Source organism: Empedobacter sp. UBA5924 (assembly GCF_002431085.1).
Lineage (GTDB): Bacteria > Bacteroidota > Bacteroidia > Flavobacteriales > Weeksellaceae > Empedobacter > Empedobacter falsenii_B.
Genome location: NZ_DJDM01000017.1, coordinates 1 through 21,466, shown reverse-complemented (window position 1 = coordinate 21,466; position 21,466 = coordinate 1). Strand labels below are relative to the sequence as shown.

General features: G+C 33.1%; 22 protein-coding genes. 8 read left to right on the top strand and 14 right to left on the bottom strand.

From position 1 onward, the window contains the following. Position 1: 1 nt before the first annotated feature. Genes murC through mraZ form a run of 10 tightly spaced genes read right to left on the bottom strand, consistent with a single transcriptional unit; the run spans position 2 to position 11,366 of the window. Entirely contained in the window at positions 2-1,342 is a 1,341-nt protein-coding gene (gene murC, locus B3792_RS03905) for a UDP-N-acetylmuramate--L-alanine ligase (protein ID WP_221855345.1), read from the bottom strand. After that, the gene (gene murG / locus B3792_RS03900; RefSeq protein ID WP_286494790.1) at positions 1,342-2,448 is read right to left on the bottom strand and encodes an undecaprenyldiphospho-muramoylpentapeptide beta-N-acetylglucosaminyltransferase; all 1,107 of its coding nucleotides are present in this window, start codon (positions 2,446-2,448) and stop codon (positions 1,342-1,344) included. Before murG ends, murC begins: the two co-directional genes overlap by 1 nt. Next, on the bottom strand, positions 2,420-3,619 hold the full coding sequence (locus B3792_RS03895) for an FtsW/RodA/SpoVE family cell cycle protein (protein WP_180905153.1): 1,200 nt from the start codon (positions 3,617-3,619) through the stop codon (positions 2,420-2,422). The genes murG and B3792_RS03895 overlap by 29 nt, the downstream gene beginning before the upstream one ends. Before the next feature lie 15 nt (positions 3,620-3,634). Further along, positions 3,635-4,969: a UDP-N-acetylmuramoyl-L-alanine--D-glutamate ligase gene (murD, locus tag B3792_RS03890; protein WP_291047153.1), complete on the bottom strand. Its 1,335-nt coding sequence runs from the start codon at positions 4,967-4,969 to the stop codon at positions 3,635-3,637. 3 nt (positions 4,970-4,972) lie between these two features. Further along, complete coding sequence (mraY, locus tag B3792_RS03885; protein WP_291047154.1) at positions 4,973-6,214, bottom strand: phospho-N-acetylmuramoyl-pentapeptide-transferase; 1,242 nt, start codon at positions 6,212-6,214, stop codon at positions 4,973-4,975. 3 nt (positions 6,215-6,217) lie between these two features. Then, entirely contained in the window at positions 6,218-7,681 is a 1,464-nt protein-coding gene (locus tag B3792_RS03880; RefSeq protein ID WP_286494794.1) for a UDP-N-acetylmuramoyl-L-alanyl-D-glutamate--2,6-diaminopimelate ligase, read from the bottom strand. Beyond that, entirely contained in the window at positions 7,678-9,660 is a 1,983-nt protein-coding gene (locus tag B3792_RS03875; protein ID WP_221855357.1) for a penicillin-binding protein, read from the bottom strand. The genes B3792_RS03880 and B3792_RS03875 overlap by 4 nt, the downstream gene beginning before the upstream one ends. Continuing rightward, positions 9,638-9,997, bottom strand: coding sequence for an FtsL-like putative cell division protein (locus B3792_RS03870; protein WP_052217625.1), 360 nt, complete (start codon positions 9,995-9,997; stop codon positions 9,638-9,640). The genes B3792_RS03875 and B3792_RS03870 overlap by 23 nt, the downstream gene beginning before the upstream one ends. Positions 9,998-10,006: 9 nt before the next feature. Then, positions 10,007-10,912, bottom strand: a complete 906-nt coding sequence (gene rsmH, locus B3792_RS03865) for a 16S rRNA (cytosine(1402)-N(4))-methyltransferase RsmH (protein ID WP_125349647.1) — start codon at positions 10,910-10,912, stop codon at positions 10,007-10,009. Then, the gene (gene mraZ / locus B3792_RS03860; protein WP_038332815.1) at positions 10,905-11,366 is read right to left on the bottom strand and encodes a division/cell wall cluster transcriptional repressor MraZ; all 462 of its coding nucleotides are present in this window, start codon (positions 11,364-11,366) and stop codon (positions 10,905-10,907) included. The genes rsmH and mraZ overlap by 8 nt, the downstream gene beginning before the upstream one ends. Positions 11,367-11,628: 262 nt before the next feature. On the opposite strand from mraZ, the gene B3792_RS03855 reads away from it, so the two are divergent. Continuing rightward, entirely contained in the window at positions 11,629-12,411 is a 783-nt protein-coding gene (locus tag B3792_RS03855) for an alpha/beta fold hydrolase (RefSeq protein WP_038332809.1), read from the top strand. Positions 12,412-12,413: 2 nt separating this feature from the next. Further along, positions 12,414-13,046, top strand: a complete 633-nt coding sequence (yihA, locus tag B3792_RS03850) for a ribosome biogenesis GTP-binding protein YihA/YsxC (protein ID WP_084106860.1) — start codon at positions 12,414-12,416, stop codon at positions 13,044-13,046. A 33-nt stretch (positions 13,047-13,079) separates the two neighbouring features. On the opposite strand, the gene B3792_RS03845 is transcribed toward yihA, so the two are convergent. The 3 genes from B3792_RS03845 to B3792_RS03835 form a co-directional block, all read right to left on the bottom strand. Continuing rightward, positions 13,080-13,403, bottom strand: coding sequence for a hypothetical protein (locus tag B3792_RS03845; RefSeq protein WP_291047155.1), 324 nt, complete (start codon positions 13,401-13,403; stop codon positions 13,080-13,082). 40 nt (positions 13,404-13,443) lie between these two features. Then, positions 13,444-13,866 carry a type II 3-dehydroquinate dehydratase gene (locus B3792_RS03840; RefSeq protein WP_125349650.1) on the bottom strand — a complete coding sequence of 141 codons (423 nt, stop codon included), beginning with the start codon at positions 13,864-13,866 and terminating at the stop codon, positions 13,444-13,446. Between the two features lie 213 nt (positions 13,867-14,079). Beyond that, positions 14,080-15,360 (bottom strand): replication-associated recombination protein A, encoded by a 1,281-nt coding sequence (locus B3792_RS03835; protein WP_115001758.1) that lies wholly within the window; start codon positions 15,358-15,360, stop codon positions 14,080-14,082. A gap of 113 nt (positions 15,361-15,473) precedes the next feature. Between B3792_RS03835 and B3792_RS03830 the strand changes: the two genes are divergently transcribed. From B3792_RS03830 to mscL, 5 genes are all read left to right on the top strand, one after another. After that, on the top strand, positions 15,474-15,878 hold the full coding sequence (locus tag B3792_RS03830; RefSeq protein ID WP_115001760.1) for a hypothetical protein: 405 nt from the start codon (positions 15,474-15,476) through the stop codon (positions 15,876-15,878). Between the two features lie 58 nt (positions 15,879-15,936). Further along, positions 15,937-16,443 carry a thioredoxin family protein gene (locus B3792_RS03825; RefSeq protein ID WP_291047156.1) on the top strand — a complete coding sequence of 169 codons (507 nt, stop codon included), beginning with the start codon at positions 15,937-15,939 and terminating at the stop codon, positions 16,441-16,443. 98 nt (positions 16,444-16,541) lie between these two features. Beyond that, positions 16,542-16,775: a membrane protein insertion efficiency factor YidD gene (yidD, locus tag B3792_RS03820; protein ID WP_291047157.1), complete on the top strand. Its 234-nt coding sequence runs from the start codon at positions 16,542-16,544 to the stop codon at positions 16,773-16,775. Then, complete coding sequence (gene lgt / locus B3792_RS03815; protein ID WP_291047158.1) at positions 16,775-17,668, top strand: prolipoprotein diacylglyceryl transferase; 894 nt, start codon at positions 16,775-16,777, stop codon at positions 17,666-17,668. Before yidD ends, lgt begins: the two co-directional genes overlap by 1 nt. Before the next feature lie 33 nt (positions 17,669-17,701). Then, entirely contained in the window at positions 17,702-18,085 is a 384-nt protein-coding gene (mscL, locus tag B3792_RS03810) for a large conductance mechanosensitive channel protein MscL (protein ID WP_038332787.1), read from the top strand. A gap of 76 nt (positions 18,086-18,161) precedes the next feature. On the opposite strand, the gene B3792_RS03805 is transcribed toward mscL, so the two are convergent. Next, positions 18,162-20,684, bottom strand: a complete 2,523-nt coding sequence (locus B3792_RS03805) for an outer membrane beta-barrel family protein (RefSeq protein ID WP_291047160.1) — start codon at positions 20,682-20,684, stop codon at positions 18,162-18,164. A gap of 237 nt (positions 20,685-20,921) precedes the next feature. Between B3792_RS03805 and B3792_RS03800 the strand changes: the two genes are divergently transcribed. Then, positions 20,922-21,248, top strand: coding sequence for a hypothetical protein (locus tag B3792_RS03800; protein ID WP_115001771.1), 327 nt, complete (start codon positions 20,922-20,924; stop codon positions 21,246-21,248). Positions 21,249-21,466: the final 218 nt, after the last annotated feature.

Here is a 21,466-nt window from a genome sequence, read left to right as displayed (position 1 = left end):
TTTACGCTTCACTTAACCACTCTTTTATTGGTTTAACAATTGTATCAATATTTCCTGCTCCCACAGTCAATAATACATCAAAATCTTGTTTTTTGATGTTTGCTAAACTATCTTCTAATGAAGATACTATTTTTTCATTTAAATTCACCTTTTCTAGCAACCAATTTGAAGTAATTCCTTCGATTGGTAACTCTCTGGCAGGATAAATGTCTAATAAAATCAAACTATCTAACTGCGATAAACTTTGTCCAAATTCTTCTGCGAAATCTCTTGTACGTGTAAATAAGTGAGGCTGAAATACTCCCAACACTTTTTTACCCGGATAAAGTTCACGAACTGAACGAATTGCTGCATTCAATTCTGTTGGATGATGTGCATAATCGTCGATGTAAATTTTTCCATTTGCTTCGAAACGATTAAAACGTCTTTTAACTCCAACAAAAGTTGATAAAGCTTCTTTAATTTTATCATGAGGAACACCCATATAATCTGCAACAGCCAAAGCCGCAACCGCATTTTCCATATTGTGATGGCCTGGTAATAAAATTCCAACGTCTGTCAATGAACCGTTTGGCGTTTTTACATCAAACACATAATGTCCATCAATAATTCTTACATTGTGTCCATCATAATCTGCGTCCAAATCTACTCCATACGTAAAAGCTCCTTCGAAAGGCAAACCTTTGTGAACAAATAATTTTTCTTCCACAATTGCCGCAAATTCTTGAAACGATTTTTTCACTTCATCACGCTCACCATAAATATCCAAATGATCTGCATCATCACTTGTGATAATCGCTAATTTTGGAGAAAGACGTAAGAAAGAACGGTCAAACTCATCGGCTTCTGCAACTGTATATTTAGATCCATTTAAGATGATATTCGAATCGTAATTTTCTGCAATACCACCTAAAAAAGCTGTACATTCTACATTCGCAACTTTTAGGATATGTCCTAAAATAGATGAAGTCGTTGTTTTTCCATGTGTTCCCGCAACACCAATATTGTATGTATGTTTGGTAATTTCACCTAACACTTCTGAACGTTTCATGACTTTAAAATCATTCACTAAAAAATAATTTAGTTCTGAATGATCTTTTGGTACTGCTGGCGTATAAATTACCAACGTATTTTTTGGATTAATTCCTGCTGGAATTAACTCGATGTTATCTTCAAAATGAATATCAATTCCTTCAGCAATCAATTCAGTTGTTAACTCGGTTTGTGTTTTGTCATAACCTACAACTTCTTTTCCGATTGACTTGAAGAAACGTTCCAAAGCACTCATTCCGATTCCTCCTGCACCGATGAAATAATAATATGTTTTATCTAAAATATTCATTATAATAAATTCAATAATATATCTACAATCTTTTTTGTTGCGTACGGTTTCCCTAATTGCTTAATGTTTTGAGATAATTTATTTTTTAATTCTTCATTATTCGCCAAAGCAATTACTTCTTTGACTAAAATTTGTTTTGCATCTGCATCTTTCACCATGATCGCTGCATCCTTTTCAACCAATGCTTGTGCATTTTTGGTTTGATGATCTTCTGCCGCTGTTGGCAATGGAAGCAAAATAGTTGCTTTTCCTACAATACACAATTCCGAAATCGCCATTGCTCCTGCACGAGAAACAATCATATCCGAAGCTGCATAAGCATCTTTCATGTTGAAAATAAATTCGGTTACATGAATCGTTGGATATTTATCGCCAACCAAATTTTTGATTTTTTGATAATCTAACTTTCCTGTTTGCCAAATCAATTGAACGCCACTTGCAACAAATTCGTCAAGGTTTTCTAACCAAGCATTGTTCATTGCTCTTGATCCTTGTGAACCACCAACTGATAAAATAGTTGGTTTTTCTGGATCTAATCCAAAAGCTGAAATTGCTTCTGCTTTTGAAGGTAAATTTTGAAAAATTTCGGCACGAATAGGATTTCCTGTGTAATGCACTTTTTCTTGCGGAAACTGAGAAATTCCTTCGTAAGCTGTACAAATAGCACTAGCTTTATTTTTCAAAATTTTGTTGGTAACTCCTGGAAACGAATTCTGTTCTTGTAATAAAATCGGAACATTTTTACTTCCCGCTACCCACAACATTGGTCCACTTGCATAACCTCCTGTACCAACAGCTAAATCTGGCTGAAAATCTTTGTAGATTTTCTTTGCAAGATTTAAACTTTTTATCAATTTGAAAGGGAACTTTAAATTCGCTTTCATGTTACTTCTATCAAATCCAGAAATTGGTAAACCTTTTATGTCATACCCAACTTTTGGCACTTTTTCCATTTCCATTCTTCCTTCTGCTCCAACGAACAAAATTTGTGCATCTGGCAAACGACGTTTTATTTCGTCTGCAATTGCAATGGCTGGATAAATATGTCCACCTGTTCCTCCGCCGCTTATTAAAACTTTAGGCGATGTCTTCGATGTATTCTTCACTTAATACTTTTCTATCTTGTTCTAATTCTTCTTGCGATTTAATCTGAGTACTTACACTCAAAATTATTCCGAACGAAATACATGTCATCCAAATGGATGTTCCTCCGTAACTAATCATTGGCAATGGTTGCCCTGTTACAGGAATTAAATTAACCGCTACCGCCATGTTTACCATCGCTTGTATAATAATTGGTAAGCCCACTGCAAATACAAGTAGCGTACCAAAAACGGTATGAATTTTAGATGCGATGATACAAATCCGTATTAAAATCAGAAGGAAAATTCCGATTAATAGAATTGCACCAATTGCACCATATTCTTCTACAATAATCGCGAAGATAAAATCGGATGATGACTGCGGTAAAGTTTGTTTGAAAACACTTTTTCCTGGTCCAGCCATTTCATTCAATCCTCTCGCAATTGCAGCTTTTGCGTGTAAAACTTGATAACTTTCTAATCCAGAATCGTCATTAAATTTCTCGATACGTGACATCCATGTGTGCACACGAGAATTTGTTACTAAATCTGGTCGAGATAAAGCCATCCACACGAATCCGCCACCGAGTATTAAACCTACTCCGGCAATTGTAAATAAATATTTGAATGGAAATCCACCAATAATCAACAATATTCCGCACATTCCAGCTAACATCAACGCTGTTGAACCATTAGAAGGAAAGATTAATCCTACAATTACAATAATTGGTAAGAATAATGGAACTGCTGTATTTTTCCATGTATATTCTTTGTCTCTATTTTTTGTTAAATAACGAGCTATATAAATCAACAACGCTTGCGAAGCAATCATCGAAGGCTGAATACCAATTCCAGTCCCTGGAATAGTTAACCAACGCGCAGCATTTGCACCTCCAATGGTTTGTCCTTGTACGAGTGTTATTGCCAAAACTCCAGAAAGTATAACAACCGCTGTTAAAGCAAACAAACCAAACCAACGATAATCAATACGTTGTAATCCATAAATGATAAATAAACCAATTAATAAAATCACAGCGTGCTTACCTAAATGCCCAAAAATAGTTCCCGATCCTACCGTATACACCAAGTTAGAACTTGCAGAATAAACAGGTAAGAACGAAAATAGTGCTAACAATAAAATGAAAGCCCAAAGCGGTTTATCGCCTTTAAAATATTTTTGTACGATGTTAGACATTGGTTGGTTATGTTATTATAATTTGCGTACGTTTTCTTTAAATTGATCTCCACGATCTTCGTAACCTTTGAACAAATCGAAACTTGCACAAGCTGGTGACAGAAGAACCGTTTCTCCTTTTGTTGCTAATTTATATGATTGTTCTACACAATCTTTCATTGTATTTGTTTCAACAATTGTATCGATATATGGACTGAAAAAATCAACAATTTTTGCGTTATCAACACCTAAACAAACAATTGCTTTCACTTTCTTTTTCACGAAAGGTAAAACTTCGTTGTAATCGTTTCCTTTATCAGTTCCTCCAACAATCCAAACAACTGGTTTCGTCATACTTTCCAAAGCAAAATATGTTGCATTCACATTTGTTGCTTTAGAATCGTTGATAAAATCTATTCCTCCAATTGTCAAAACAGGCTCTAAACGATGTTCAACCGATTTAAAATCAGACAAACTCTTTTTTAGTTCCTCATTATTGATATCAATAATTTTTGCAGCTACAGCCGCAGCCAATGAATTAGAAACATTGTGTTTACCAATTAATCCTAAATCATTCACTAACATTGTAAAATCACCATTCGAATCGTTCACACGGAACAATTCATTGTTTGCGTATGCTTCATTTGTTGCATCCATCATTGTGAACGGTTTGCGATGAGCTCGAATATCAATCTTATCAATCATCTCCATTGTTTTTGGATCATCCAAATTGTAGATAAAATAATCGTTTTCATCTTGGTTTTCAGTAATTCTGAATTTAGCCTTTGCATACAAATCAAACTGATAATTGTATTGGTCTAAATGATCTGGTGTAATGTTCAGTAAAATTGCAACATACGGTTTGAAATCTATTTTGATATCATCTAACTGAAAACTACTTACTTCTAGTACATAATAATCGAAGTTATCTTCAGCTACAGATTTTGCAAAACTTTTTCCGATGTTGCCACCTAATCCTACATTTAATCCAGCTTGCTTTAGGATATGGAACATCAAACTTGTTGTTGTTGTTTTTCCATTAGATCCTGTAATCGCAATAATTTTTGCATCTGTATAACGAGACGCAAATTCAATTTCAGAAATAATTGAAATTCCTTTCGCTTCTAATTTCTGAATTAGCGCTGATTTTTTTGGAATACCTGGACTTTTCATTACTTCATCGGCATTCAGAATTAATTCTTCTGTGTGCTGACCTTCTTCATAAGCAATTCCGTGCTCCTCCAAAAGTTGTTTATACTTGTCTTTTATTTGTCCCATGTCCGAAAGAAAAACATCAAAGTTTTCTTTCTTCGCAAGAATAGCTGTTCCTACGCCACTTTCTCCTCCTCCTAAAACGACTAATCTTTTCATTTTTTATCTAATCTTTAAGGTAATAATACTAATTACCGCTAAAATGATTCCGATGATAATTGCACGCACCACGATTTTACTTTCATGATAACCTAACTTCTGAAAATGGTGATGTAGAGGAGACATTAAAAAGATTCTACGACCTTCACCAAATTTCTTTTTCGTGTACTTGAAATAAGACACCTGTAACATTACTGATAAACTTTCTGCGAAAAATATTCCACACAAAATTGGTAATAATAATTCTTTACGAACGATAATTGCTAAAACAGCAATAATTCCTCCGATTGTTAAACTTCCTGTATCTCCCATGAACACTTGAGCTGGATAGGTATTATACCAAATAAATCCGATCAAACCTCCAAGGAAAGCTCCACAGAAAATCAAGACTTCTTCTGAACGCGGAATAAACATAATGTTCAAATAATCGGCGAACATTAAATTTCCGGAAACGAAAACAAACATCGAGATTGCCGCCATAATCACAGCCGAACTACCTGCTGCTAAACCGTCGATTCCATCTGTTAAATTTGCTCCATTCGATACTGCTGTAATGATAAAAATTACCGCAAAAATAAAAATCGCTGCAACTGCCCATGTTGGTCGATCTTGCGCATCCATCCAAAACAAAATATCAGAATAGTTGAATTCATTTCCTTTTACAAAAGGCATTGTCGTTTCTAATGTTTTTTCTTCTGGACCAAATTTTATTTGTCGGTTGTATTCTGTTTGTTCTATTCCTACAGCTGTTTTTACTCTATTTTCTTGATGTTTTACAGTAACTGTTGGACTGAAATAAAGCATTAATCCAACTACAACTCCAAGACCAACTTGTCCTAAAATTTTAAATTTACCTTGTAAACCTTCTTTGTTTTTTCTAAAAACTTTGATGTAATCGTCTAAAAAACCAATCACACCTAACCAAATTGTTGAAACCAACAAAATAATAATGTAAATATTATCTAATCTCGCAAAAAGTAAAGTCGGAATTAATGTCGCCAAAATGATGATTAAACCACCCATTGTTGGCGTTCCAGCTTTTTCGACTTGCCCTTTTAAACCTAAATCACGAACAATTTCGCCCATTTGTTCTTTACGTAAATAACTGATGATTCGTTTTCCGTAAAACAAACTGATGAACATTGCCAATAAAATTGCCATTCCCGCACGGAAAGACGTGTATTGAAACATACGCGCTCCAGGAAAATGAATACCTTCTAAATAATCAAATAAATAGTATAACATTCTTTATTTGTTCAATATTTTACTCAATTCTGATGCAACTTCTACATCAGAAAAATGTGTTCTTACTCCGTTAATTTCTTGATACGTCTCGTGACCTTTTCCCGCTATTAAAATAATATCTTTTGGTTCGGCCATTTTAAGTGCTGTTTTTATAGCTTCTTTTCGATCTGTAATCTTCAAGGTGCGATTATAAAATTGTGCTTTTACACCAACTTCCATCTCACGAAGAATTTCTTCTGGATCTTCTGTTCTTGGATTATCTGATGTAAAAATGGCAAGATTAGATTTTTCGCTCGCGATATCCGCCATTTCAGGACGTTTTGTTTTATCACGATCTCCACCGCAACCTACAACTGTTATTAATTTTTCATTTTTGGTACGAATTCCTTCTATTGTATCCAATACATTTTCTAACGCATCAGGCGTATGTGCATAATCTACGATTACGATAATTCCTGATTCTGTTTTGAATGTTTGAAAACGACCATCAACATTTCCAAGTGTGCTCAACGCTTTTAGAACTTCTAATTCATCTTGTCCTAAAATTGACGCTACACCAAAAACTAATAATAAATTATATGCATTGAATTGACCAATTAATGATGTCCAGAATTCTTTTCCATTGAATTCTAATTGCATTCCATCAAATTGGTGTTCAATAATTTTTCCTTTAAAATCTGCATCAGTTTTTAGCGCATACAATTTTTTCGTAGCAACTGTATTCTGAAGCATTACTTTTCCGTTTTTATCATCTGCATTCGAAATTGCCGTAGACGTTTTTGGCAAATCGTCGAAGAATTTCTTTTTTGCTGCAAGATAATTTGCAAACGTTTTGTGATAATCTAAATGATCGTGTGTGATATTCGTAAATCCAGCCACTTCAAAATGCAAACCAGCAATTCTATTTTGATGAATTCCGTGCGAAGAAACTTCCATAAAAGCAAATTCGCATCCTCTATCTACCGCTTCGCGAAACATTTTGTTCAATGTCAAAATATCTGGCGTTGTATGGGTAGACGGAATCACTTCACCATCAATCACAATTTTAATCGTCGAAATTAATGCACAAGCATAACCTAATTTTGTAAACAATTCGTACAACAAAGTTGTCGTTGTTGTTTTTCCATTCGTACCTGTAACTCCAACAAGTTTTAAATCTTTTGTTGGATTTCCATAAAAGTTAGAAGCTAAAATTCCTAATGCAATCGTTGAATTTTCAACTTTCACATACGTTATTCCATCAACTAAATTTTCTGGCAAAACTTCGCAAACAATTGCTTTAGCACCTAAACCAATCGCTTTTTCTATATACTGATGACCGTCAACTGTAACTCCATTTACAGCAACAAAAACATCATCGTTTGATACTTTTCTTGAATCAAATTGAATATTATTGACTTCAACTTTTGTTGAACCAATCGTTTCTGAGATGGAAACTTTATATAATACATCAACTAAATTTCTCATCCTTCCAACATTAAATAAATTGTCTCACCCTTCTTAAATCTTGTTCCCGCAGGAATGGATTGATTTGTTACTTTTCCAAACCCTGAATATTGTACATCTAACCCTAAATTTTCTAATACCGGAATTGCTTTAGATCCTGTATGACCAGTCACATTTGGCACTATATTTTTAGAATTACTAACATTAATATCATCTCCTTTTTTAAACTCTTTCACCGCGTTCTTTTTTACTAAATCGCGTGGCAAAGGTATGGGAGTTTTTGAATATACCCAATCGGCAATTTTCTTAAAAACCGGAGCAGTTACACTACCTCCATAAAACCCTTTGGCTGTATTTGGCTTGTGCACAACAACAATACAAGAATACTTTGGTTTTTCTGCTGGAAAATATCCTGCGAATGATGCACGATATTGCATTCCTTTACCGTCTCGCTTCCAATAATCAACACGAGCAGTACCTGTTTTACCAGCAATATCGTAATTACTATTACTAATAATACGTCCCGTTCCTTGTTCTACTGCTCCTCGAAGCATTTCTTGCATTTGTTTTACATTTTCCAAAGAAGTTAATTGATCAACCAAAACAACTGGTTCGAAAATTTTATCAGGTTCACCTTTACGTGTGATTTTATCCATAAATAATGGTTTCAACATTTTACCATTATTTGCCACTGCGTTGTAGAAAGTCACAATTTGAATTGGAGTTAACTGTAAACCATATCCATAACCCATTACAGGTAACGTAATATTACTCCAAGATTTACTATCTGGACGGTGCATAATTGGACTTCCTTCTCCAAGAATATCAACTCCAAGAGGCGAAGTCATATGCCATTTATCCATTTTTTTGAAGAAAGCTTTTGGATTTTCTCCGTAATATTTATTTATAATTTTAGCTGTACCAATGTTAGACGATTTTTTCATCACGCCATCTACAGTCAATGTTCCGTATCCGTGTGTATCTGTAATCGTACGACCATAGAATTTATAACTTCCACCTCCCGTTTCTACTGTCGAGTTTTTATTAATAAAACCATCATCCATTGCTGCAAGCAACGAAACTGTTTTGAAAGTAGATCCTGGTTCTGCAGCTTCACCAACCGCATAATTATAATCGTCTATATATGTTCCATCTTTTTTACGAGATAAATTCACAATTGCACGAACTTTCCCTGTCTGAACTTCCATCACGACTACACTTCCGTGTTGCGCCTCAAATTCAGAAAGTTGTTTGTACAAAGCATCGTAAGCAACCATTTGTAAATCGGCATCTATTGTTGTGTAAACTGATGAACCCGCTTGGGGCTCTTGCTCCCAACTTTTCATTGGTTTCCATTTTCCACGTCCCATAAATTGCTCCCAACGACGACCTTCAATACCGCTTAATAAGTCAGAATAAGCTCCTTCTAACCCAACTTTTCCGCGTTGATCATCGTAACCAATTGTACGAACACCAATGTCTTGAACAATTAATTCTCGTTTTGACTCAGTTTCATGAATAAATCCACCTTTGTTTTGACCTTTGTTGAAGATTGGAAATTTTTTGATGCGTTGATATTGCTCATAATCCAAATCTTTTACTAACATCATGTAGCGATTCTTCTTTTTACGTTCTGTCGAAAATTTGTCGTAAAAATAAGAAGGTGATTTTGTAAACATCTTACCTAAAGAATCGGCAAGATTGTGCATTTCTGTTTTAAATAATTCATCTTTGATCACCGTCAAATCCACATAAACATTGTGTTTTGTAACAGTTGTAGCCATTAATGCGCCATTAGAAGCATATAAATTACCACGCTCCGCCGTAACGGTATCTAATCTAAAATTATTCTTTTCAGCAAAACGCTCTAATTCAACCCCTTCTACAATATTAATTCGAAACATAAAAACAATAATAAAGATGGCCCAAATCGCTAGCGCGCCGGCAAATACCCATCCTTTGATGACAATATTGTTTTTATTTTTCGCTGACTTCGTCATAAACTTTGTCTACTATATAATAAGGTTGTTTATCTGGAATTTTCAAACCATACACTGCTGTACGCTCCAAAATTTCCGTTTCTAATTGCATACGCATCAAATCGCGATGCTTATCTGTATATTGAGATTTTAAATCTTCTACTTTATCTTGTAATTCAGCGATTCGAACCACTTTACGATCAACTAAATGCGAACTCGAAATACTCAAAAAAGCCAAACCTACCAGATACAACATGAACTTCCAGTTTTGTTCTGAGCCAGTTTTGATTAAAAACTCACCTCTCAACAAACCTGTAAAAGTTTTTTTCTCTGGTAATATTTTTTTCTTTTTTGCCATTCCTATTTCTTAATCCTCATTACGAACCGCAATACGCATTTTCGCACTACGCGCTCTTGGATTTTCATTAATTTCTTCTTGCGTTGGCACAATCACCTTTGATTGTAAAGGTTTGAAAGGTGCCGACCAATTTCCAAAAACATCACGTTCAGGTTCACCTTCAAACATTCCGTTTTTCATGTAGCGTTTTGTTAAACGATCTTCTAACGAATGATACGAAATAATCACCAAACGACCACCTGGTTTTATCACTTCTCCACATTGCGTTAACATCTCTTTCAATGCAGCCATTTCATCATTTGCTTCGATTCGTAATGCCTGAAACATTTGAGCGAAAAATTTATTTTCTTTCATTTTTGGAATGAATGAAAAAATTTGCTTCAACTCATCAATTGTATTAATTTGTTTATCTGCTCTTGCTTTCACAACTTCTCTCGCCAAACGATACGAACCTTGCAATTCTCCAAAATCATAAAAAACACGAGCAAGATCTTCTTCTTCGTATTCATTAATAATTGTTTTGGCAGAAAGTTTTGCATTCTGATTCATTCGCATATCCAATTCTCCATCAAAGCGAGTTGAAAAACCACGTTCTGGCGTATCAAACTGATGAGAAGAAACTCCCAAATCACCCAAAACACCATCCACTTGTTTTATTCCACGAAATCTTAAATTATTTTTCAAGAATCTAAAATTTTGCTCAACTAACTCAAATCGATTATCATCAATTTTATTGCGAACCGCATCCACATCTTGATCAAATGAAAATAATTTTCCATTTTGATCCAAACGACTTAATATTTCACGTGAGTGACCTCCACCCCCGAACGTACAATCTACATATATACCTGATTCGTTAATAATTAACGCATCAACACTATCTTTTAATAATACTGGATTATGATATTCACTCATCTTCTCCTAAATTTCCCATTACATCTTCTGCCAAAGAAGCAAAATCTAAATCATCTACATTAATCGACTCTTCATATTTGTCTTTATCCCAAATCTCGATCATGTTTACAGAAGAATTAAGAACTACTTCTTTATTAATTTCTGCAAATTTCACTAAATCTTTTGAAATCTGTAGCCTTCCATTCGCATCAACTTCGACAATTTTTAGTCCAGCCGTAAAAATTCTAATAAAATCATTGTTTTTCTTCACAAATCGATTCAATTTATTCAAATCATTCATCACTTTTTCCCATTCTTTCATAGGGTGCAGTTCTAAACAATTTTGAAACACAGATCTTTTCAACACAAAGCCATCTTCCAAACATTCAGCAAGTTGTTTCTTCAAACCCGCTGGTATTGGGAGCCTACCCTTTGTATCTACCTTACACTCATATGTTCCAATTAATGAATTCATGATAGAATTTTTCCAAAAATAAATAAAATATTACCACAAATTACCATTTTTTACCACTTTTATTGAAATAGTTATCAACAATTTAAAATTTAGTATCAGATAGTTATGTTTTTTCTAACGCTAACCCCATGTATAAAATGAGAAATAATGTTTATATAGACCTTGTTTTGATAAGTGATTAATATGGATTGTTAAAGTTTTTCATATAAACCACGAAATAAAAAATATAATTAATTAAATTTGTCGACTTAATATCGAGTAAATGTTTTTTAGCTTAAAGAAAAAAGATAAGTTCTCTTACATAGAAGAAGGAGAAGGACAACCAATTGTTTTGCTTCATGGATTAATGGGTGAACTTAGCAATTTCAGCTCACTTACAAATTATTATGCACAAAGAGGATATAAGGTTTTCGCACCAGAATTGCCATTATATTCTTTATCTGTCATCAATACTAATATCAAAAATATTGCAAAACATGTTGCAAATTTTATTGAAGAAGTCGTTAAAGAACCAGCTATTTTAGTTGGAAATTCTTTAGGAGGACATATTGGTTTGATGGTTTGTCACAGACATCCAGAATATGTAAAAGCACTTTGTTTAACAGGAAGTTCTGGTTTGTACGAAAAATCTTTTGGAGAAACTTATCCAAAACGTGGTAATTACGAATATGTAGAACGTAAAACGCGCGAAGTTTTTTACGATCCTGCTATCGCTACAAAAGAAATTGTAGATGATGTTTTTGACACTGTAAATGACAGAAATAAAGCTATCAAAACTTTATATATCGCAAGAGACGCGATCAAATCTAACATGAAAGATGATTTAAAAGACATCAAAATGCCTGTTTGTTTGATTTGGGGAAAACAAGATAATGTAACTCCACCAGAAGTTGCAATAGAATTTGAAGAAGAATTACCAGACGCTTCTTTATTTTGGATTGATAAATGTGGGCACGCTCCAATGATGGAACACCCTGAATTATTCAACGAAATTTTATACAAATGGCTAATCGAAAAACAATTAGATCCAGCCACTAAAGCATAATTATGATTAAAAAAGCTGAATTCGTAAAAAGTTCGCAAAAATATACAGATTGTCCAGATCCTTTCAAACCAGAATACGCATTTATTGGGCGTTCTAATGTTGGAAAATCATCATTAATCAATATGTTAGCAGATAAAAAAGCATTAGCTAAAACTTCTGCAACTCCAGGTAAAACTCAATTGATTAATACATTCGAAATGGACGATACTTGGTATTTAGCCGATTTACCAGGTTATGGTTTTGCTAAAGCACCAAAAGGTGTTCGTGGTGGTTTCAATAAAATGATTTATGATTACATTGAGTTTCGTAAAAACTTGGTCAATGTTTTTTTATTGATTGATTCTCGACACACGCCTCAAAAAATAGATTTACAGTTTATGGAATGGTTAGGAAACAAACAAATTCCGTTTGCGATTGTATTTACAAAATTAGATAAACTAACGAGTACACAAATGCAAAAAAACTTGAATCATTACAAAAACGAGTTATTAAAAACTTGGGAAGAATTACCAAAAATATTTACAAGTTCGGCTTCGAGTAAAATTGGTAAATTAGAAATCTTAGGCTACATTGATAGTTTGAACGAACATCTTGTAGACGAGTTCAAGAAAGAACAATACAAAAAAGAATATTAAAAAAGTCGGAACGTTGTTCCGACTTTTTGCTTATTACTCTCCTAATTCAGCAGATTTTGTTTTCAAATCATTGATACAAGGTTCTATTAATTTCATTAATCGTTCTTGTAATTCAGGTGTTGGATTATTCATCTGCATCATTTCTGTATACGTAAATTCATCCATCATTTTATCTGTCGAACAGTCACAATATTTTGTAATCAGTTCTTTTTTAGCCGCAGATATCCCTGGTGTTATTGCCGCTTGTTCACAAGCCGTCATTGCTTGCTCTTTTTCCTCCGCATTATTCTTATCGCCTTTAGCATTACAGCTAACAATGGTTAATCCAAAGATTAATCCTAAAATAATTTTCTTCATAGGTAATAGATTTTAATCTTGTTAAGATAATGATTATTAATTATTTCACAAAATCATTCACAGCTTCAACATAACCTGGTAAACCTTTTCCTGAAATAATTTTTAGACAACTTTCACCTGTTACACTATTTTTTCTGAAATCTTCGCGCGCATAAATATCCGAAATATGAACTTCTATCACTTTAGTCGTAATCGCTTTTATCGCATCTGCAATCGCATACGAATAATGCGTATATGCACCAGCATTCAAGATAATTCCGTCATATTTAAAACCAATTTCGTGCAATTTATCAATAATATCTCCTTCGTGGTTTGATTGAAAATAATGCAACGAAACTTCTGGAAATTGCTTTCTCAATTCGTGTTCAAAAAAATCTTCGAAAGTTTGTGTTCCATAAATCTCTGGTTCGCGAACGCCAAGTAAATTTAAATTAGGTCCGTTTATAATTTGTATTTGTTTCATTTTCTTTATTTTATAAATATAAATCTCTTTTTTAGATCGAAAAAGTTTAATTTTTTCTTTTTTTTAATCAATTTTTTACTTTTTATTAAGTTTTGGCATAAACCTTGTGTATATACAATTACCAACCTATTATCATATAAACCAATCTAAACCAAAAAAATCAACCAAACCTTAAAATCTCAGTTAACAAATGATTAACTGGGATTTTTAATTTTAGTACCCATACTTTCCTTTCCACTTTTGATTGAGCGATTGTTTATCCACTTGCTCTCGCTTATTATTTCCTGGCTCATAAAAAGTCGTTCCCGAAATTTCATCAGGTAAAAATTCTTGCTCAGCAAAATTTCCTGGAAAATCGTGCGAATATTTATATTCTTTTCCATAATCCAAATCTTTCATTAACTTAGTTGGTGCATTTCGTAAATGCAACGGAACAGGCAAATCACCCGTTTGCTTCACAACTTGTTGCGCTTTACCAATCGCTAAATAGGTTGCATTACTTTTTGGAGAATTCGCTAAATAAACCGCACATTGACTCAATAAAATACGAGATTCTGGATAACCAATCACCGAAACAGCCTGAAATGTATTATTCGCCAAAATCATTGCAGTTGGATTTGCATTTCCCACATCTTCGGAAGCTGAAATCAACATTCTTCTCGCAATAAATTTCAAATCTTCACCACCTTCAATCATTCGAGCTAACCAATAAACCGCTCCATTTGGATCTGAACCACGAATCGATTTGATAAAAGCCGAAATAATATCGTAATGCTGTTCTCCCGTTTTATCGTAACGTGCTAAATTTTGCTGAATACGTTCATGCACAATTTCATCATTGATGATGATTTTATCTGTTGGAGAAAAACTATTAATCACCAACTCCAAACCGTTCAACAGTTTTCTTGCATCACCACCCGAATATCTTAATAATGCATTTGTTTCAACTAATTCAATATTTAATTTAGATAAAACCGTATCTTTTTTTATAGCTCGTTCGATTAAATCAACTAAATCTTCTTTTTCGAGATGTTTCAATACATAAACTTGCGCACGCGAAAGCAAAGCTGGTACAACTTCGAAACTTGGATTTTCGGTTGTTGCTCCAATCAACGTCACCAAACCAGTTTCTACCGCTCCCAACAAACTATCTTGTTGTGATTTATTGAAACGATGAATTTCATCTATAAATAAAATAGGATTTTTTGTTCCCGAAAACAAATTTTGATTCTTTGCTTTTTCAATTACTTCACGTACTTCTTTCACACCAGAATTTATGGCGCTCAACGTATAAAAAGGTCGATCAGTTAATTCGGAAATCAATTGTGCAAGTGTCGTTTTTCCTGTTCCTGGCGGTCCCCAAAAAATCATCGAAGCAATCATATCATGTTGCAACATCATTTTTATTGGTCCGTTTTCGCCCACCAAATGCTTTTGATTAATGTATTCTTCAAGCGTTTTTGGACGCATTCTTTCAGCTAAAGGAGCATTCATAAAATCTTGTTTAGATTTCAAAGTTAGGGAATGTTTTGTCAAAATGAATGATTTTTTAGACGACATGTTTTGGCATTTAGATTTATTTTCTTTGTGTTAGAATAAAAATTAAAATGATGAAGAAAGCGTTAGAATGTGCTTTAATTTTAACAAGAAAGCACCAACTTTTGGGTGATAAAATTGCTTTATCAACTGATTATTTGAAAAAGATTGAACTAAAAGATAAACAATCAGAAATCAATAAACAAATGATTGAGTTTTTGGTCGAATTGCAAGAATTTGTCGAATTTATCAGAGTTAATCAAGAACTTAGATTGATGTATGTTGAATTGGTAAATTATTATTTCACGCAAATTCATCATCAAATTAATTTTTATGAAATTGAATTGGATCGTTTAGAATTTGAATCAAAATTCTCTATCAATATGATTAATCAATTTAATCAAAACGAAAAAAATAATGAAATAAATTCGGTTCAAGAAAAACTAAATTTATATTACACGATTATTAATTCGTAGAAAAACGTTTTCGGCATAATTTTTTATTGTAAATTCGACTTAATATTTAGAATTTGAAATGAAAAAATTAACTATGTTTTTTAGCTTAATGATTTTGTCATTAAGTTTTGCATTTGGTCAACAAACAGAAAAACCAAAAATTTATAGCGAAGAAGCAAATCCGAAAGTAGATATTGCGAATGCGGTGCAAAAAGCTTCTGCTGAAAAGAAACACGTTTTATTGCAAATTGGTGGAAATTGGTGCGCTTGGTGTATTATGTTTGATAAATTGACGAAAGAAAATCAAGAAGTAAAAGATTATATCGCGAATAATTATGAAGTGGTTCATGTAAATTATTCTCCAAAAAATAAAAACGAAGAAACGTTAGCTGCATTGAAACATCCAGAGCGTTTTGGGTTTCCTGTTTTTGTGATTTTAGATGAGAAAGGAAATTTAATTCATACACAAAATTCGGCTTATCTTGAAAGCAAAGAAGTGAAAGGACACGATCCGAAAGTTGTGTTAGAATTTTTACAAAACTGGTCTTACAAAGCATTAGATCCAGCGAGTTATACTAAAAAATAATCTGCGTTAAGCACGTATCGTATAGAGAATCAATCTGCAAAAGCATAAACTTTTTAGATTGATTCTTTTTTATTTCGGTTATTGATTAACTTTGCGAGATGAACAAAATTTTGGTTACACCATTTATTCTGTTGGTAAGATTTTATCAATTAGCAATTTCTCCTTGGTTGGGAAGCAATTGTAGATTTCAACCAACTTGCTCTTCTTACATGATAGAGGCGTTAAAAGAACATGGTTTGCTGAAAGGTTTGTGGCTCGGAACAAAAAGAATTGGTCGCTGTCATCCTTGGGGAGGACATGGATACGACCCTGTACCTAAAAAGAAAAATTAATGATTAACTTAATTTCGTTTATCGATTGGGATCCAAAACCTTATTTATTTGAAATAGCAGGATTCAAAGTACATATTTACAGTTTATGTTGGATAGTTGCCTTTGTCGTAGGCTGGTATTTGATGTCGAACATTTTCAAGAAAGAAAATCAGAAAAAAGAATTACTTGATCCGTTGTTTTTGTACACATTTATTGGCGCAATTGTAGGTGCAAGACTTGGAGAATATATTTTTTATGATCCAGCAGCGTTTATCGAACGACCAATCGAAGTTTTCTTACCTGTACAACATTCACCAGGACAAAGTGCTTTCTTTGGTTTATTACAAGATTACGAATTTGTAGGATTTAGTGGACTTGCAAGTCACGGAGCAGCATTAGGTGTCATTTTAACTTCCTATTTATTTAGTAGAAAATATTTGCATCGTAATGTATTGTGGTTATTAGACCGTATTGCTGTTGTTGTTCCTTTTGGTGGAGCTGCGGTTCGAATTGGAAACTTTTACAACTCAGAAATTGTAGGAAAAGCATCAGAATTACCTTGGGCAGTAAAATTTCATCAACAAAGTTTGGGATATGGAGAAGTAATTCCTCGCCATCCAGCTCAAATTTATGAAGCGATAGGGTATGTTATCTTAGGAATTATCATGCTTTATTTGTACAACAAAACAGATAAGAGAAAATATTTAGGAGCCTTGTTAGGCGTATTCTTATTTTTATTATTTTTAATACGATTTGTTGTTGAGTTCTATAAAGAAAATCAAGGTGAAGAAGCAGTTGCTCAAATGTTGAATATAGGATTAAACAATGGTCAAATCTTAAGTATTCCTTTTATGTTAATCGGTTTATACTTATTTATCTCTTCTAAAAATAGATTAGATACCAATCAACCTTAGAATTATTATAAACTTAGAAATAAATTTAAACTTATGGGATTTTTTAAAGAATTTAAAGAGTTTGCTGTAAAAGGCAACGTAGTAGATTTAGCTGTCGGTGTTGTTATCGGAGGTGCATTTGGTAAAATTGTTACTTCTTTAGTTGAAGATATCATTACACCAGCACTTTTAAATCCAGCTTTGAAAGCCATTCATGCTGAAAATTTAGCAGCCTTAGTAATTCCAGGAACAGCCATTAAATATGGTAGCTTTTTAGCTGCTGCTATTTCTTTTACTGTTGTTGCATTTGCTTTATTCGTAATGATTAAAGGAATTAACAAGTTGAAAAAAGAAGCTCCTGCTGAAGAAGCTGCTCCTGCTGGACCAACACAAGAAGAATTATTGGCTGAAATTCGTGATTTGTTGAAAAACAAATAATTCGTTTTTCGAACAATTAATAAAACAAAAAAGGATCGCAATTGCGATCCTTTTTTTTTCGATTATTTTCAAACTACTAAGAAGCTGATTGCATTTGCATTTCTTCTCCACCTCCCATTTCTTCTCCATTTGAACGTTGTTGTTTACCACTTTGCTCTTTCTCGTTTGTATTTTTGAAACGATACGTAAATGAAAGGTTAATAGAGCGTTTCATCCAACGCATACTTTGATAGTTTTCTGATTCTTCGTAGAAAGTTGTTTGCTCTCTTTTACGAGAATTGAATACATCACGAATATTTAATGTTAATGAAGCTCTCTTTTTCAATAAATCTTTTGATAAAGATAAATCCATTGATAAGTTATCTTCTGTTTTTTGTTGAGCAGTTTTCATTCCTCCCATATAATTACCTGCGATTTGTAATTTTAAATCAGCTGGTAAAATAAAGTTTGATGATAAACGTCCACGAGAACTAAATCCATCTCCTTTGAAACTTTGTGTAAATTCTTTCGACTCTGTAACTCCTGTATCTGGATTTAAATAATCTGAAATTGTTGCTGAGTAAGAACCTGTTCTATTGTATCCAAATAAGTTGACATTAAACATTAAATTCCACCATTTGAAAGGACGGTAAGTAGCAGTTAAATCTAAACCATAACGGTCTTCATTTCCTGCATTAACTGGCATTGTTTCGAATGCTTGATTATATGGTTTTAAAGGATTTCCTGACTCTATATAATTATATGTTTGGAAATCATTAATCACATCAGTTGTTCTTTGGTAAAATAAACTTGGTGTCACCATCAATTTACCAACTGTTGCGATATACGATAATTCGAATGAATTAGTATATGTTGGATTAAGATCTGGATTACCACGACGAACATCTAATGCATTTACACTAGAAAAATATGGCATTAACATGAATCCCATTGGACGACGAACACGACGAGAGTAGCTTAATTGCATCTCATTTTTATCTGTCAATTTATAATTCAATGTTAATGTTGGGAATAAATCTGTATATTTTTTTGAAATTGTAGTTCCTTCTGAATGATTTGCAATTTCCATATCAGAACTTTCTACACGTAAACCTGCAAAGTATTGGAATTTTTCTCCAATTGCATTTCCATATTGCACGTATCCAGCATATACATTTTGTTGATTATCTATATCAGCTAAGAAAGCTTTATTTGGAGTTTCTGTTCCGTCCGTATTAATTGTATTATTTCCACTATTTGTTTTTGTATCGCTTAAATCAACACGAGCACCTAATTCAAATTTTCCTTTTTCTCCAATTGGACGAACATAATCTGCTGTAAAAACTGCAGAATTTTGAGTTTCTAAACTATATGTTCTTTCATTTCCTGTCAATACATCACTTGCATTTAAATTACGAATAATTCCATTTTCGTCTTCTTTTTGGTACGAGTAACGTCCTGTAAAAGTAAACTCATGTCCTTTTGTATCAAAAGCGTGTTTGTAGTTAAAATCCGCATCAAAACTTTTTTTTAACTCTTTTTCATTTTCGATACGAGCAGTTTTATTTGTTTGATTCCATAATGCATCATAATAATAGTATCTAACATCATTAATATTATTTCCATTATTGTAACGATATCCTGCAGAAGCTCCTAATGTATTTTTATCATCTAAATAATATTCACCTCCTAAACGTGCATTATAGTTTCTACGAATTCTATTGTTGTTCGTATCTGTTTTTCTATAATCAGAAATAATTCCATTCGGATAGTTTGTTGTCAAAGCATTGCCTTCTCCTTCTCTATCCATATAACGTGTACCTAAAGTAGTATAGATGTTATATTTTTTTGTTTTGTAGTTCAAGTTGACGTTTCCTCCAACCATTTTAGGAATACCTCCATTCAACGTTACAGAACCATTAAAACCTGTATTTGTTCCCTTTTTAAGGATGATATTAATAATTCCCGCAGAACCAGAAGCTTCATAACGTGCAGAAGGATTTGTCACCAATTCGATACGCTCAACATTTTCGGCTGGAATATTTTTTAACGCTTCTGCTACATCAGAAACACCTAACATTCCCGAAGGTTTTCCATCAATCAAAAACTTTACATTATCATTCCCTCTTAATGAAACGTTTCCTTGTGCATCTACAGAAACCGATGGTACATTTGCTAAAGCATCCGACAATGTTTGACCTTGCGACATTGGATCATTCGCCATATCATACACTTTCTTGTCCAATTCTACTTTATAAATAGGCTTTTCCGCTGTTACAACTGCAGCGCCCAATGAAACTGTTTGCGTCGTTTTTACAGTAAAAGTACCTAAATCTAAAGCTGATTCTAAATTAATCTGTTTTTCTATTACATCGTATCCCAATGGCTCAATCACAAGAACATATTGCCCAGCCTTTGCTTCTACTGTAAATTCTCCTTTTGCATCCGTTGCCGCTTCTGCCACAACTCCATCTTCCGAGCTTTCAAGCGATATTGTAGTGTATTCTACAGGTTTGTTTTCACTTGATAAGACTTTCCCTTTAATTTTTAAAAGCTCTTGCGCATTCAATCCTGCACAAACACAAATAAAAATCAAAGCAAATAAACTTCTTAACCTCATTTGTTTAATTTTTCGTTTTGTAGTTTTATAATTTTACAACTTGTTTGACAATCCTTTTTGGAAAAGGTTTAATCGATTTCAAAAATAATTTTAAAAAATATTGGTCGATTATTCATCTCAAATGTTACATCTTTTAAAAGATTTCATCATAACCGAAAAATTTTAACATTTATTGTTTTAAACCTTTTTAATTTTTTAAAGTCTTAAGAATAAATAAAACAAAAAAAGTTGATAATTATGAGAACAGCATTTTATAAATATGTAGGATTAGGATTAATTGCTTTCACTTTAACAACTGCTTCAGCGCAAGACAGAAATGAAGGATCGAGAGAGCAGAAATTACAACAATTAAAAAAAGATTTGAACTTGACAGATGCGCAAGTCATTAAAATCAAACAAATTGAGGATAGCTACAAAGACGAAAAACTGGAATTGAAAAAGAAAATGAAAGAAGTTCGTCAAAAAGAATTTAATGAAATCAATAATGTTTTTACGCCAGAACAAAAAGCAACATTGAAAGAATTGCACGCCAAAAAACATCAAAATAAAAAAGGAGCTAATTAATAGCTCCTTTTTTATTTAAACAATTATCACAACTTAATACGTTTATCTTTTTTACAAAGCAACTAGGCAATCGTCACAACACCTGAGTTACAAAAACCTTTTACATACATTCTACTGCCACTATGTTGCCTTCATCTTGCCTTGATGTTGGGAGTATCCTGCTACTGTCCCGTCCTAATGACCCGTCCTAAAATAACTATACTGTAATCTTCCCCTTG

Coding starts and splice junctions, on each gene's coding strand:
- murC (WP_221855345.1), bottom strand. CDS start 1,342: ATGAATATTTTAGATAAAACATATTATTATTTCATCGGTGCAGGAGGA.
- B3792_RS03895 (WP_180905153.1), bottom strand. CDS start 3,619: ATGTCTAACATCGTACAAAAATATTTTAAAGGCGATAAACCGCTTTGG.
- murD (WP_291047153.1), bottom strand. CDS start 4,969: ATGAAAAGATTAGTCGTTTTAGGAGGAGGAGAAAGTGGCGTAGGAACA.
- mraY (WP_291047154.1), bottom strand. CDS start 6,214: ATGTTATACTATTTATTTGATTATTTAGAAGGTATTCATTTTCCTGGA.
- B3792_RS03880 (WP_286494794.1), bottom strand. CDS start 7,681: ATGAGAAATTTAGTTGATGTATTATATAAAGTTTCCATCTCAGAAACG.
- B3792_RS03875 (WP_221855357.1), bottom strand. CDS start 9,660: ATGACGAAGTCAGCGAAAAATAAAAACAATATTGTCATCAAAGGATGG.
- B3792_RS03870 (WP_052217625.1), bottom strand. CDS start 9,997: ATGGCAAAAAAGAAAAAAATATTACCAGAGAAAAAAACTTTTACAGGT.
- rsmH (WP_125349647.1), bottom strand. CDS start 10,912: ATGAGTGAATATCATAATCCAGTATTATTAAAAGATAGTGTTGATGCG.
- mraZ (WP_038332815.1), bottom strand. CDS start 11,366: ATGAATTCATTAATTGGAACATATGAGTGTAAGGTAGATACAAAGGGT.
- B3792_RS03855 (WP_038332809.1), top strand. CDS start 11,629: ATGTTTTTTAGCTTAAAGAAAAAAGATAAGTTCTCTTACATAGAAGAA.
- yihA (WP_084106860.1), top strand. CDS start 12,414: ATGATTAAAAAAGCTGAATTCGTAAAAAGTTCGCAAAAATATACAGAT.
- B3792_RS03845 (WP_291047155.1), bottom strand. CDS start 13,403: ATGAAGAAAATTATTTTAGGATTAATCTTTGGATTAACCATTGTTAGC.
- B3792_RS03840 (WP_125349650.1), bottom strand. CDS start 13,866: ATGAAACAAATACAAATTATAAACGGACCTAATTTAAATTTACTTGGC.
- B3792_RS03835 (WP_115001758.1), bottom strand. CDS start 15,360: ATGAATGCTCCTTTAGCTGAAAGAATGCGTCCAAAAACGCTTGAAGAA.
- B3792_RS03830 (WP_115001760.1), top strand. CDS start 15,474: ATGATGAAGAAAGCGTTAGAATGTGCTTTAATTTTAACAAGAAAGCAC.
- B3792_RS03825 (WP_291047156.1), top strand. CDS start 15,937: ATGAAAAAATTAACTATGTTTTTTAGCTTAATGATTTTGTCATTAAGT.
- yidD (WP_291047157.1), top strand. CDS start 16,542: ATGAACAAAATTTTGGTTACACCATTTATTCTGTTGGTAAGATTTTAT.
- lgt (WP_291047158.1), top strand. CDS start 16,775: ATGATTAACTTAATTTCGTTTATCGATTGGGATCCAAAACCTTATTTA.
- mscL (WP_038332787.1), top strand. CDS start 17,702: ATGGGATTTTTTAAAGAATTTAAAGAGTTTGCTGTAAAAGGCAACGTA.
- B3792_RS03805 (WP_291047160.1), bottom strand. CDS start 20,684: ATGAGGTTAAGAAGTTTATTTGCTTTGATTTTTATTTGTGTTTGTGCA.
- B3792_RS03800 (WP_115001771.1), top strand. CDS start 20,922: ATGAGAACAGCATTTTATAAATATGTAGGATTAGGATTAATTGCTTTC.